10 protein-coding genes are annotated in these 12,659 nt (G+C 68.9%); 9 read left to right on the forward strand and 1 reads right to left on the reverse strand.

Annotation, left to right across the window (positions count from 1 at the left end; genetic code table 11):
- Nucleotides 1–84: 84 nt before the first annotated feature.
- A complete protein-coding gene (locus tag BA062_RS32320) occupies nt 85–1,578 on the reverse strand; it encodes an aldehyde dehydrogenase (NADP(+)) (RefSeq protein ID WP_110342931.1) in 1,494 nt (497 codons plus the stop codon).
- 250 nt (nt 1,579–1,828) lie between these two features.
- On the opposite strand from BA062_RS32320, the gene BA062_RS32325 reads away from it, so the two are divergent.
- The 9 genes from BA062_RS32325 to BA062_RS32365 all read left to right on the forward strand — a co-directional run bounded on the left by BA062_RS32325 (nt 1,829) and on the right by BA062_RS32365 (nt 12,040).
- The gene (locus tag BA062_RS32325; RefSeq protein WP_110342932.1) at nt 1,829–2,968 is read left to right on the forward strand and encodes a CaiB/BaiF CoA transferase family protein; all 1,140 of its coding nucleotides are present in this window, start codon (nt 1,829–1,831) and stop codon (nt 2,966–2,968) included.
- Nucleotides 2,969–3,011: 43 nt separating this feature from the next.
- Nucleotides 3,012–4,142, forward strand: a complete 1,131-nt coding sequence (locus BA062_RS32330; protein WP_110342933.1) for an acyl-CoA dehydrogenase family protein — start codon at nt 3,012–3,014, stop codon at nt 4,140–4,142.
- A complete protein-coding gene (locus BA062_RS32335) occupies nt 4,139–5,329 on the forward strand; it encodes a CaiB/BaiF CoA transferase family protein (protein WP_110342934.1) in 1,191 nt (396 codons plus the stop codon). Before BA062_RS32330 ends, BA062_RS32335 begins: the two co-directional genes overlap by 4 nt.
- Nucleotides 5,330–5,376: 47 nt before the next feature.
- Nucleotides 5,377–6,492, forward strand: coding sequence for a zinc-binding dehydrogenase (locus BA062_RS32340; protein WP_206078049.1), 1,116 nt, complete (start codon nt 5,377–5,379; stop codon nt 6,490–6,492).
- The gene (locus tag BA062_RS32345; protein WP_245960115.1) at nt 6,489–7,622 is read left to right on the forward strand and encodes a glycoside hydrolase family 88 protein; all 1,134 of its coding nucleotides are present in this window, start codon (nt 6,489–6,491) and stop codon (nt 7,620–7,622) included. The genes BA062_RS32340 and BA062_RS32345 overlap by 4 nt, the downstream gene beginning before the upstream one ends.
- Nucleotides 7,623–7,670: 48 nt before the next feature.
- The gene (locus tag BA062_RS32350) at nt 7,671–8,828 is read left to right on the forward strand and encodes a GAF domain-containing sensor histidine kinase (protein ID WP_110342936.1); all 1,158 of its coding nucleotides are present in this window, start codon (nt 7,671–7,673) and stop codon (nt 8,826–8,828) included.
- The gene (locus BA062_RS32355; protein WP_110342937.1) at nt 8,821–9,456 is read left to right on the forward strand and encodes a response regulator; all 636 of its coding nucleotides are present in this window, start codon (nt 8,821–8,823) and stop codon (nt 9,454–9,456) included. Before BA062_RS32350 ends, BA062_RS32355 begins: the two co-directional genes overlap by 8 nt.
- A 76-nt stretch (nt 9,457–9,532) precedes the next feature.
- Nucleotides 9,533–10,522: an AMP-binding protein gene (locus BA062_RS32360; protein ID WP_110342938.1), complete on the forward strand. Its 990-nt coding sequence runs from the start codon at nt 9,533–9,535 to the stop codon at nt 10,520–10,522.
- Between the two features lie 186 nt (nt 10,523–10,708).
- Nucleotides 10,709–12,040 carry an MFS transporter gene (locus BA062_RS32365; RefSeq protein ID WP_110342939.1) on the forward strand — a complete coding sequence of 444 codons (1,332 nt, stop codon included), beginning with the start codon at nt 10,709–10,711 and terminating at the stop codon, nt 12,038–12,040.
- Nucleotides 12,041–12,659: the final 619 nt, after the last annotated feature.

The raw sequence follows: 12,659 nt of genomic DNA on the forward strand, positions 1-12,659 counted from the left end.
ATCCGAACGGGAGAATGCCGACCCGCGCGGCAAGCTGCGCATCCTGCCGCTACAGCGACTGACGGGCCGGCGCCTCCGTGGCCGTCAGCGGGTCACGTCCGCCGTCGTCAGCGCACCGTCGACGCGGCGCGGGATGCCGAGCTCGTTCCGGTCGCGCAAGGCCGGGGGCAACAGAGGATCCGGCACCGACTGGTAGGCGATCGGGCGGAGAAAGCGGCGGAGCGCGGTGACGCCGACCGAGGTGTGCATCGTGGTGGTGGCGGGGTAGGGGCCGCCGTGGTGCTGCGCCCAGCTGACCGCGACGCCGGTCGGCCAGCCGTTCCAGATCAGCCGTCCGGTGGCCCCGCCCAGCTCGGCCAGCAGGGCTGCCGCGTGCGGGTCACTGGCATCCTCGCCCTGAACGGTGGCGGTCAGCGTGCCCTCGAAGAGCTGCGCCGTCGGCACCAGCTCGGCGGGGTCGGCGTAGGTGACGACCAGCCCGAAGGGCCCGAAGCACTCGGTGAGCAGACTGTCGGCGTGCTCGGCGAGCGTGGCCATTGTGGTCCCGACCAGCACCGGCCGCACCGCGAGCGGATCGGCGGGGCCGTCCTCAGGCGTGGGTGCGGTGATCGTCCTCACGCCCGGGAATCCGGCCAGGTCCGCGGATAGCCTGCGGAAGGCGACGCCGAGCCCGGCGTGCAGCAGCCGCATCGGTGCGGTGGCCGCCTCGGCGGCGAGCACATCCTCCAGGTCGCTTTCCTCGGGAATCAACAGCACGCCGGGCTTGGTACAGAACTGGCCCGAACCCAGGAATACGGAGCCGAGGAACTCCCGGGCGATCTCCTTGCCCCGGGTCCGCGCCGCCGCCGGTGTGACGAATACCGGGTTGAGGCTGCCCAGCTCGCCGTAGAACGGGATCGGCGTCGGCCGCGCTGCGGCCAGGTCGGCCAGTGCCCGGCCGCCCGTGGTCGACCCGGTGAAACCGACCGCGGTGATCCGTGGGTCGGTGACCAGGTCACGACCGACGTCCATGCCGTGCACCACGGCGAAGGTGCCCTCCGGGGCACCCGTGGAATGCAGCGCGTCCGACACGACGTGCGCGTAGGGGCCGGACAACCGCGGCTGCGCCGGGTGCGCCTTGGCCACCACCGGGCAGCCGGCGGCCAGTGCGGACGCGGTGTCCCCGCCGCAGAGGCCGAACGCGAACGGGAAGTTGCTCGCGCCGAACACCGCGACCGGGCCGAGCGGGACCAGCATCCGCCGCAGGTCGGGACGAGGCGCGGGCTGGGCGTCCTGGTCGGCCGGATCGATGATCGCCTCCAGCCAGGAACCCTCTTCGACGGCGTCGGCGAACATCTCCAGCTGTACGGCGGTCCGGTTAACCTCGCCGGCGAGCCGGGCGGTGCCCAGAGAGCTGTCCTCGTCGGCGAGCGGAACCAGGTCGTCACTGTGCGTGCGCAACGCGGTGGCGACCGCGCGCAGCATCGCCGCCCGGTCGGTGGGCGCCATGGCGGCGAGCTCAGGCGCTGCCGCCGCTGCGGCGGTGAGAACCGCCTCGTACTCATCCGGGGTGGTGTCCGCTTCCGCGGTGCCGGGCATGCTCGTTCCCTCTTCCCTCGATGTGCTCGCGAAATCCGTTTCTCCAGCAGGAGATCCCCGCCGGGCAGGAAAGCAACGATCGCAATGACCTGCCGAAAACGGGTACCTCCAGTTGGAGGTACCGGCATTTCTCGGGGCCGGGCGAGCATAGATGGACGCGGATCACCGCGACCTCGATGAGGAGGACAGTTTTGCTTTGCTCCCAAGCTTTTTCCGTGCAGCGGCCGCGCGTCTCGGTGGGCGGTGCTCAATGACCGGCCGGACGGGACCGCTCGCCGGGATCCGGGTGCTGGATATGACCCGGCTCGCCCCCGGACCCTACGGCAGCATGCTGCTGGCCGATCTCGGCGCCGAGGTGATCGCGATCGGCGGCGGCCGCTCCGGCCTGCCGGTCCCAGCGCTCTCCCGTGGGAAGGAATTCGTCGCCCTCGACCTCAAGACGGACGAGGGGCGCGCGGCGCTGCACCGACTGGTCGCCGAGTCGGACGTGTTCATGGAAGGCTTCCGGCCCGGGGTCGCTGACCGGATCGGCGCGGGTTACGCCGAACTCGGCGAGATCAATCCGCGGCTGATCTACTGCAGCGTCACCGGCTACGGGCAGACCGGGCCGCTGGCCAGCCGAGCCGGCCACGACATCAACTACTTGGCGATCGGAGGGGCGCTAGGCACGTTCGGCCCGGCGGACGGCCCGCCGGCGCCGCCGCTGAACCTGGTCGCCGACTTCGCCGGAGGCGGGCTGCTCGCGGCCTTCGGCATCGTGGGTGCCCTCTACGAGCGGGAACGCTCCGGGCGTGGCCAGTACCTCGACGCGGCGATGGTCGACGGCGTGCTGTCCATGATGGGTATGAACTTCGTGGACTGGGGCGGGGGATCGCTGCCCCGGCGCGGGGAAGGCGTGCTCGCCGGGTCGATGCCGGCCTACCGCTGCTACGCCTGCTCCGACGGCAGGTACGTGGCGGTCGGCGCGCTGGAGAACGCGTTCTTCACCAACCTTTGGCAGGCACTGGACCTGGGCGAGGTGCCTAACCACCTCGACCCGGCGAACTGGCACATGATCTCCGAACGGCTCGACGCGTCGTTCCGGACCCGCACGATGGCCGAGTGGACTGAGTTCTTCGCTGAGATCGATGCCTGCGTGACCCCGGTGCTGGAGCCGCACGAACTCGCCGGGTTCGACCAGATTTCGCAACGTTACCAAGGCTTTCGCACCGACTCTGTGCCCGCGGTGCCGGTGTACTCCCGCACCGCGGCGAGGCCGGGTGAGACGGACACCGAGGACGCCACTGAGCGGGTACTGGGGCGCTTCGGAATCCCTCCCGAGCACGCCCGGAAGGCGGTCGGCTCGGCCGGCGACGGTGCCGTGAAGGGGCTGCGCTGGCCGCCGGTCTGACGAGGGCGCACTTGCCGGCAACACTTTCGAGGAGTAAGAGAGTATGGACACCGAATACCAAGATTTCCGTGACAGCGTGCGGAAACTGGCCGCCGACCGGATTGCGCCGCACGCCGCGGACGTGGACGACAAGGAACGCTTCCCCGAGGAGGCATGGCAGGCGCTGCGGGAGGCCGACCTGCCCGGCTTACCCTACGGCGAGAAGCTCGGCGGCTCCGGTGGTGACCTGCTGTCCCAGGTGATCGCGGTGGAAGAGGTCGCTGCGGTCTGCGGCAGCTCCGCACTGGTGCTGCTGGTCAACTGGGCGGGAACGTCCACTGTGGTCAGTCACGGCTCCGACGAGCTGCTCGAGGAGGTAGTGCCCCGGGTGGCGTCGGGCGAGGCGGGCGCGGCCTGGTGCATGACTGAGCCGACGGTCGGTTCCGACCTCTCCGGAATCAAGACCGCCGCCAAGCAGGACGGGGGCGACTGGATCCTCAATGGACAGAAGCGGTTTATCAGCAACGCGCCGTGGGCGGACTGGTACGCAGTGCTCGCACGCAGCGGCGAGCGGGACTTCGGGGTGTTCATGGTGCACCGCGACGACCCCGGAGTGTCCTTCGGCCCGCACGAGAAGAAGATGGGCATGCGCGGCAGCCCGACCGCCGACGTCATCCTCGAGGATGCCCGGATTCCGGCTCGTCGCGTGGTCAACGACCCGAAGCGGGGCTACAGCTACATCAACGGTGAGCTCAACGTCAGCCGCGCGCTGATCGCTGCGCAGGCGCTGGGCATCGCGCAGGGGGCCTTCGACCAGGCGGTGTCCTACACCGCCGAGCGTGAGCAGTTCGGCCAGTCGCTGTCCCGCTTCCAGATGCTGCGCGGGATGGTCGCCGACATGGCGGTGAAGATCGAGTCCGCCCGCGCGCTGCTCTACGACGCGGTCGCGCTGATCAGCGCGGGTGACCCGCGCGCCCGGTCCCGTGTCTCCATGGCGAAGCTGCTGTGCAGCGACAACGCGATGTCGGTGGCCACCGACGCGCTGCAGCTGCACGGCGGCTACGGCTTTACCCGTGAATACCCGGTGGAGCGGATGATGCGCGATGTCAAGATCACCCAGATCTACGAGGGCACCAACCAGATCCAGCGCCTGGTCATAGCCAAGGACGTCTACGCGAAGCAGGTGCGCTCATGACCCAGGCACAGGCGCTCACCGGGATCCGTGTCCTGGACCTGGGCGAGATCATGCAGGGCCCGCTCGCGGCCCAGGTGCTCGGCGACTTCGGCGCCGAAGTGATCAAGGTGGAGCGCGGTGTCAACGGCGACATGATGCGTTCGCTGGACCGGGAAGCGGTCGAGGCGGGCGAGCCGTGCTCCTACTTCGTGGCGGTCAACCGGAACAAGCGCAGCGTGGGGCTGAACCTGAAGACTCGCGAGGGCATGGCGGCGCTGCACCGGTTGCTCGAGCAGGCCGACGTGCTCGTGCACAGCTACCGGCCTGCGGCCGTCCGGCGGCTCGGGCTGACCTACGAGGAGCTTTCCGAGCGGTACCCGAAGCTGGTCTACGCCTCCGCCTCGGGCTTCGGCGAGACGGGTCCGTACGCGCACAAGGCCGGTCAGGACATGCTGGCGCAGTCGCTGAGCGGGATGGCCCGCACGGTCGGAGACCCGCACCTGGCCGCGCACATCATGCCGGTGCCGGTGGTCGACTACGCTTCGGGCATGGCGCTGGCGCAGGGAATCCTTGCCGCGCTGCTGGAACGGGAACGCTCCGGGCGCGGGCAGAAGGTGAGTGTGAACCTACTCGACACCGCGCTCGCCCTGCAGACCTTGGAGAGCGCCTCCATGCTCATGTACGGGCGGGACACGAACTGGGTGACCGACTGGTACAGCGGGGTCTTCGAGACCAAGGACGGCATGGTCACTGTGCTGGGCCTGTTCCGGGAGAACGCGCTGCACCTGCTGTGCAAGGCGCTCGAGGTGGAAGACCTGAGCCGCCGGCCCGAGTTCGCCACCGCCGACCTGCAGGCCCGCAACAAGGAACAGGCCAACGAGGTGCTGCGGGACGTCGTCCGCGGGCTCACCACCGAGCAGGCGATCGAGCGATTCGACTCAGCGGACCTGCTTTCCGCTCCGCTGCTCACCCTCGAAGAGGCGCTGCGTCACCCGCAGGTGCTGGAGAACGGGACGATCACCCGGGTCGAGGTCGGAGGCCGGATCTCCACGCGGATCCTGGGCAACCCGGTGCGGCTCTCCCGCACCCCGGCCACGATCACCAGAGGCGTCGCCGACGTGGGTCAGCACACCGAGCCGGTGCTGCGCGAGTTCGGCTTCACCGAAGCCGAGATCGACGGCCTGCGGCAGAGCGGGGCCCTCCGGTGACGTCCACCGACATGGCCGCCGGGCGGCCGGAACAGGGAGACAAGCGAGTGAGCGAGCGAAACGCGGTCGTGCTCAAGGAGTTCGGCGCGGACCTGGAAATCACATCCTTCCCGGAGGTGAAACCGGAAGCGGGCGCGGTCGTCGTCGACGTCAGCCACGCCGGGATCTGCGGCACGGACATGCACCTGCAGCACGGCAAGCTGCCGATCCCGCTGCCGGTGGTCCTCGGGCACGAGGCCGTCGGCCGGGTCCGGCGGCTCGGGGAGGGGGTGGACACCGACGCCACCGGGGCGCCGCTGCGTGAGGGTGACCTGGTCTCCTGGGCGTCGAACATCCCGTGCGGCACCTGCTTCTACTGCGCACAGGAGGAAGAGCCCTCGCTCTGCGAGACCCGCAAGGTCTACGGCATCAACCAGAGTTGCGCCCAGTGGCCACACCTGTCCGGCGGTTGGTCCGAGCAGATTTACCTCCAGCCCGGCTCGACCATCGTGCGGCTGCCCGAAGGCGTCACCCCGGAACAGGTCATCGCGCTCGGCTGCGCCGGTCCGACGGTGGTGCACGCGGTGCTGGGCATCGGCAAGCCCCGGGAGGGCGACGTCGTGATCGTCCAGGGCAGTGGCCCGGTCGGCCTGGCCGCCGCGATGTACGCGACGATGGCGGGCGCGGCGAAGGTGATCGTCGTCGGCGGACCGGCCAACCGGCTCGAGGTGGCACGCCAGGTCGGCATCGGCGACGTGCACGTCGACATCTTCACCTCGACCAAGGCGGAGAGCCGGCTGGCGGAGGTGCTCGCCGAGACCCCGGACGGCCGCGGCGCGGACATCGTGATCGAGGCGACCGGTGTCCCGGCCGCGGTGGCCGAGGGCATCGACCTGACCCGCAAGGGCGGGAAGTACCTGGTCGTCGGGCAGTACACCGATCACGGTCCGACCCCGCTCAACCCGCACCTGATCACTCGGAAGCAGCTTCAGGTCCTGGGGAGCTGGGCGTTCTCGCCGAAGAACCACCTCGACTACGTGCTATCCGTGCCGGAGCTGGTGCAGCGCTTCGATCTGTCCAAACTGGTCACCCGGTACAAGCTGGGCGAGGTGAACGAGGCTCTGGTCGACATGCGCTCGGGCGCCACCCTCAAGCCGGTCCTGGTGAGCGGGGCGGTGTCATGACCGAGATGAGCCCAGAGACCATGCGGCGCTTCGACGACGCCGTGGCCCGGATGCTGTCCCGGGCCGAGATCACCGAACGGGCGGCGACCCAGGGCTTCCCGCACTTCGCCGACCAGAACACGGGGGAGTGGACCCTCTCTCCGGACGGCAACTGGACGGGCGGGTTCTGGGGCGGTCTGCTCGCGCTCGGCGCGGCCACCACGGGTGAGTCGCGCTACGCCGAGCTGGCCGGCGACATCGCCCGCCGGCTCACCGTGCGGGCGAGCTCGGAAACCGCGTTCCGCGGGTTCCTGTTCTTCTACGGCGCCGGGGTGGCGTACCTGACCGGGAAGAGCGCACCGGCCCGCGAATCCGCTCTGGCCGGGGCGCGGGGACTCGCGGCGAGCTTCAACCACGACGCCGGGGTGATCCCGCTGGGCGTTGAAGCCGAGGAGGCCGACGCGGTGGGCCAGGGCGCGGCGAACATCGACGCGGTGCCCGGCACGGTGCCGTTGCTCGCCTGGGCCGCGGCCGAACTGCATCAGCCGGAGCTGACCGAGATCGCCCGGCGGCACGCCGAGCGGCACATCGAGTACTGCGTGCGCACGGACGGGTCGGTCTGCCAGTCGGCGGCATTCGACGAGGGCAGCGGCGCACTCGTCCGCCGGTACACGCACAAGGGGCTCGACGACGACAGCACCTGGGCCCGTGCCCAGGCCTGGGCCATGCTGGGCTTCGGCCAGGCCGCCCGGTGGGTGTCGCCGGACTTCCTGGACACCGCGCTCACAGTGGCGGACTGGTGGCTGGAACACCTGCCGGAAGACCACATCGCGCCGTGGGACTTCGACGCCAAGGCCCCGCAGGACACCTCGGCGACCGCGATCGCCGCCGCCTCGTTGCTGAAGCTGTCCGTGCTGGCGCCGGACCGCACGCACTACCGCGAGCGGGCGCTGGCGATGGTGGACGCCCTCGTCACACGTTTCCTCACCCCGGTGGGGGAGGGCGACACCCGGCCTGCCGGGATCCTCACCGGTGGCTGCTTCGACTACCGGCGCGACCTGGCCACCGACAACGAGCTGGTGTGGGGCGACTATTTCCTCATGGAGAGCCTGCTGGTGCTACGGGGAGTGATCGAAGCTACGGCGCTGTAGGCCCCACTCGGGCTAAAATCGGGCAAATCTCAACGAGGAGAGACTGCTATGGCGGGTGCTTCGGAAACCGATGCGGACACCGTGCTCGACCAGCTCGCGCTGCGGCACTCCGAGCTGCTGGTGCTGCTGGACGAATCGGTCGCGATGAATTCGGTGGCCCGCCGCATCCGGGAGCTCGGCGCGTTCGACATGTCACTGGTCGGCCGCGTGGAAGCGGGGAACCGGATGGTGCACCGGAGCTGGCAGGGCACGACGAGCACGGCACTGCACCGGCTCGTCGTGCCCGAAGGCCTCGGGTTGGGCGGCAAGAGCATCGCCCAGCGCAGGCCGGTGTGGGTGCGAGACTACCGGTCGTCGGACGCCATCACGCACGAGTTCGACGAGCTGGTCGCTCAGGAGGGTCTGCGGGCGATGCTCGCCGTCCCGATGATCTACGACCGGGAAGTGCTCGGCGCCGTTTACGTGGGCATCCGCAGCCAGGCGTCGTTCGGGGACCAGGTGATCGCGCAACTCGAGGAGGCTGCGGCGGCCGCCTCGGTCTCCCTCATTAGCTCGCACCGGGCGAAGATGCAGACGGGGGTCGCGCTGGACGCCGATCGTCGCCGGATGGCGGCCGAACTGCACGACTCGGTCAGCCCGGTGCTGTTCCGGATCGGCGCGGAACTGCGCAGCCTGCGTTCGATGCAGGACCTCGACCGGATCCGCGGCCGCATCGACGAGGTCGAGCGCCAGGTCGAGTCGGTGACCGCGATGCTGCGCAGCTCGCTGGCCCAGCTCAACGAGCAGCCCCCGGAGCGTCAGCTCGCGGTGGCGATCCAGGAGGACTGCGAGGCGTTCGAGGAGCGGACCGGGATCCCGGCCAGGTTCGTCGCGCTCGCCGAGATCCCAGAACTCGCGCCCGGCCGCGTCGAGGCGCTCACCAGCGTCGTGCGGGAGGCGCTGGTCAACGTGGAGAAGCACGCGCACGCGTCGACCGTGGTGGTGAGTGTGGTCGTCGCGGACGGCCAGCTCACCGTGGCGGTCGCCGACGACGGGCACGGCTGGACGAACGGCGACGCGGTCAAGGCCGGCCACCTCGGCCTGCCGCTGTCGGTGCGCCGGATGGAACGGGTGGGTGGCGGCGTGTCGATCATCGGCAACGAGGACGGCGGCACCACGGTGCGGGCCTGGGTGCCCTGCCTGGTCGAAGGTGCCGACGATGAATGACCAAACCGAAGTCCGGGTGCTCGTGGTCGACGACCACCCGGTGATCCGCGGGGGCGTCGAACTGCTCGCGGCCGAGGATCCGTTGATCAGCGTGGTCGGTAGCGCGAGCACCGGGCACGAGGCGATCGAGGCCGCGCAGCTGGTGCCGGCCGAGGTGATCCTGCTCGACCTCCGGCTGCCGGACATGCCGGCGCCAGAGCTGGTCACCCGGCTACGCCGGGTGGCGCCGGGTGCGAAGATCCTGCTGTTCACCGCCTTCGCCGACCACGGCGCGATCGACGTGCTGATCGAGGCGGGCGCGGACGGCTGCCTGGTCAAGGACATCACCGGTGGTGACTTCTCCACCGCGGTCCGGCGGGTGGCACGCGGGGTCCGGGTGGTCGATCCTCGATTGACCGGCCGACATGCCTCGGCGACGCCCGAACTGCTGTTCCGGGTCGGCCTCACCAAGAGGGAATACGAGGTGTTGCGGTTCGCCGCGATGGGGCATAGCAACCCGGAGATCGCCGATCAGCTCACCCTCGCGCGAAACACCGTGAAGACCTACCTGCAGACGGCGATGCAGAAACTGAATGCGCGAAACAGAGTGGAGGCCATCGCCAAGGCGCATGAGCTCCGGTTGCTCTGAATAAAGTTGATCCGAAGACTGCGGGAATTTCCCGCGGTGGCCGTGCTGCCTGAAAAGGCAGGAGGTGTGTGCCGTGATGAGTACCCGTCCATTCGGTGAAGAATGCGCGAGATCGAACTGGACAAATGAATTCTTGGACACCTGGGCGGACTGTGTGGGGCGACCGGCGATGATCTGGGCGCGCCGCGACGGTCGCCACCGCCTGCTGACCTTCGGCCATTTCGCCGACCGGGCGAAACGATTCGCGAATTTGCTGGCAAGTCTCGAGGTCGCGGCGGGCGAGTCGGTTGTGGTGCTGCTGCCGTTCGTGCCCGAGTGGTGGGAGGTGGCAGCCGGGGCGTTGCGCGCCGGTGTGCCGTTCGCACCGGTGCCCCACGGCGCGGGAGCAGCGGGCTTGACGGCCCACGCGACCGCGGCCACCGCCGGAATTCTCGTGGTCGACGAGGCGCATCTCGAGGCGGCCCTGGCCGTGCGGCGGGCCTGCCCCTCCGTGCGGCACGTGCTCTGCGTCGGCGGCCTGCCTCGCGCTGAGACGGTGAACTACCAGGCGGCGATGCACCTGGAGGACCCGGAGCACGAACCGGTGGTGCCGCGGGATCCGGTGCTGCTCACCGGCACCGCGCCGGTTTCCGCGCACGGCCACGCCGAGCTGTTGCGGGAATGGGCCGAACCCGGCCTGGGCTGGCTGGACCGGCGGCCGGACGATCTGCACTGGAACGGCATCCCGCGGGAGACCGTCGCCGGCTTCGTGTTCGGCCTGGTCGAACCGTGGTCGGCGGGCGCGGCGATCCTGGTCGGCGAAAATGGGGTTGATCAGGACCGCACGCTGCTGGACCGGTTCCCGGTGACCACGGTGTCCGCGCCGGGCCCGTGGTACACGGAACTCGCCGGGCCGGAGCTGCGGAGCCTGCGGCACTCTGCCTTGCGCCGGGTGCTCGCCACCGGCAGTCAGCCGGACGCGGACGTGGCCCGGGTCTGGTACCGCGAAACCGGCCTCTGGATTCACCCCCGTCCGGTGCACGCCGAGCCGCCAGTGGGGCGCACGACCTTCCCGGAAGCTTATTAGGACACACCGGAAAACCAGCGGTGGTAATGACCGTGCCATCGCTGGCTTTGGGTTGCGCGAATTGTGTTCGAACGACTACGAAAACCGACATCTCCAGGTGGAGGTACCGCGTGCCACGGATCACGAAGACGCTTTTCTGTAATACCGCAACGGAATAAACCGCCCCTCCGAAACCAAGGAACACTGATGTCCAGGATCTCGCGCAGCGGAAAAGTAGGATTCGCCAGCGCCGTCGGCACCACCGTGGAATGGTATGACTTCTTCATCTACGGCACCGCCGCCGGACTCGTCTTCAACAAGCTGTTCTTCCCTCAGTTCGACTCGTTGATCGGTACGTTGCTGTCCTTCGTGACGTTCTCCGCGGCGTTCGTCGCTCGGCCGATCGGCGGGGTGCTGTTCGGGCACTTCGGGGACAAGATCGGCCGCAAGTCGATGCTCGTGCTGACCCTGAGCATCATGGGGGCGACCACGTTCGCGGTCGGCGTGCTGCCCAGCTACCAGACGATCGGGATCGCCGCGCCGATCATCCTGGTCACCCTGCGATTCATCCAGGGTCTCTCGCTCGGCGGCGAGTACGGTGGCGCGGTGCTGATGGCCGTCGAGCACGCGCCGGCCCGCCGCCGTGGCTACTACGGCAGCTGGGTGCAGATGGGTGTGCCGGCGGGTCTGATGCTCGGCAACGCGGTGTTCCTCGCCTTCGGGGCCATGTCGCCGGAAGCCTTCCTGTCCTGGGGCTGGCGGGTCCCGTTCCTGATCGGTGGCGTGTTCGTCCTCTTCGGACTCGTCGTGCGGTTGAAGCTGGGTGAGAGCCCCAACTTCGAGCGGCTGAAAGAAGACGAGAGCGTGGTCAAGCTGCCGATTGCGGTGGTGCTACGCAAGTATCCGAAGCAGGTGCTGTTGACCGGTGGTGCGTACCTGTCGATCGGCGTGACATTTTACCTCACCACCGTCTTCGGGCTCAGCTACGGCGCCCAGCAGCTCGGGTTCAGCCGTAACTCGATGTTGATGCTGGTTTTCCTGGCGATGCTGCTGACCTTCATCACGCTGCCGCTGTTCGGCGCATTGTCCGACCGGATCGGCCGGCGGCCGGTCTTCGCCGGAGGCACGGTGGCCATGGGTGCGCTGGCCTTCCCGTGGTTCTGGTTGCTCGACACCGGTTCGTTCCTCGCGGCCGGGATCGGATACCTGGCGATCTGCACCGGTTTCTCCGCCGCGTTCGGCCCGCTCGCCGCGTTCTTCGCGGAGGCGTTCGAGACGAAGATCCGGTACTCGGGCATCTCCTTCGGGTACACGATTGGCACACTGGCCAGCAGCGCGCTCGCGCCGATCATCGCCACGTGGTTGCTTGACCGCACCGGCGGCTACTCGGCGGTGGCCTGGTACATGATCGGCACCGCCGTGCTCTCGCTGGTGTGCACGTTCGCGCTACGGGAGACCTATGCCTCGGGCCTGCCGGACCAGGTCCCGGCGAAGGAGTCGAAGACGGGGAAGACCGAAACTGCGCTGGCCGCCGACTGATCAACCGACCCGGCGCGGCGGCGGGGCCCGGCATCGTCACCCACGAAGTCGGGCTCCGAGCCGTCGCACTTCGGCGCCAAAGCGCGCCCGAGGACGGGGTCACCGCTCAAGGACGACCAACGAACGTCTACAGATCGCGGACGGATGCTAGTCCTGGAGGCGTGTTTCCGATCTTGAACTCGCTGCGATCGGCGCGCTCGCGTACGACGCGCCAGAACGACGGAGATCCTTGCCGCCGAGAGCCGACGTCGGTTACGTGGTCAACATGCACCCGGTGACCTGGCGGTGCAATGTCCGGCCTCGGTCATTCGGCCGAGGCCGTATCGTTCTCTGTGGCATCCACCGCTCTGTCCAACATGAACAAAATCAGCTCGGCAAAGTTCTGGTTCGCAGTTTCGGCCGTTTTCTCTCAGCCTTGCGTGTGCTCGGGCGCGATGCTGATGTCGAGATTCGCGTTCTCGGGGGCCCTTGAGGAGACTCCAGCCGCGGTTTCTTGTTCGGTCGGCATGGTGCTGAAGCTCGGCAAAGACCGTCTCCGCCTCGGCTCCTACCGTCGGGCGACGCAGGCGTAGTTCCGTGGTCTGGTAGTCGTGCGACGTTCGGCGATTGACGCGTTGGT

Source organism: Prauserella flavalba, from assembly GCF_003202235.1.
Classification (GTDB): domain Bacteria; phylum Actinomycetota; class Actinomycetes; order Mycobacteriales; family Pseudonocardiaceae; genus Prauserella_A; species Prauserella_A flavalba.

Bases quoted from the DNA above. Each gene is read 5' to 3' on its own strand.
- BA062_RS32320 (WP_110342931.1), bottom strand. From the start codon at position 1,578: ATGCCCGGCACCGCGGAAGCGGACACCACCCCGGATGAGTACGAGGCG.
- BA062_RS32325 (WP_110342932.1), top strand. From the start codon at position 1,829: ATGACCGGCCGGACGGGACCGCTCGCCGGGATCCGGGTGCTGGATATG.
- BA062_RS32330 (WP_110342933.1), top strand. From the start codon at position 3,012: ATGGACACCGAATACCAAGATTTCCGTGACAGCGTGCGGAAACTGGCC.
- BA062_RS32335 (WP_110342934.1), top strand. From the start codon at position 4,139: ATGACCCAGGCACAGGCGCTCACCGGGATCCGTGTCCTGGACCTGGGC.
- BA062_RS32345 (WP_245960115.1), top strand. From the start codon at position 6,489: ATGACCGAGATGAGCCCAGAGACCATGCGGCGCTTCGACGACGCCGTG.
- BA062_RS32350 (WP_110342936.1), top strand. From the start codon at position 7,671: ATGGCGGGTGCTTCGGAAACCGATGCGGACACCGTGCTCGACCAGCTC.
- BA062_RS32355 (WP_110342937.1), top strand. From the start codon at position 8,821: ATGAATGACCAAACCGAAGTCCGGGTGCTCGTGGTCGACGACCACCCG.
- BA062_RS32360 (WP_110342938.1), top strand. From the start codon at position 9,533: ATGAGTACCCGTCCATTCGGTGAAGAATGCGCGAGATCGAACTGGACA.
- BA062_RS32365 (WP_110342939.1), top strand. From the start codon at position 10,709: ATGTCCAGGATCTCGCGCAGCGGAAAAGTAGGATTCGCCAGCGCCGTC.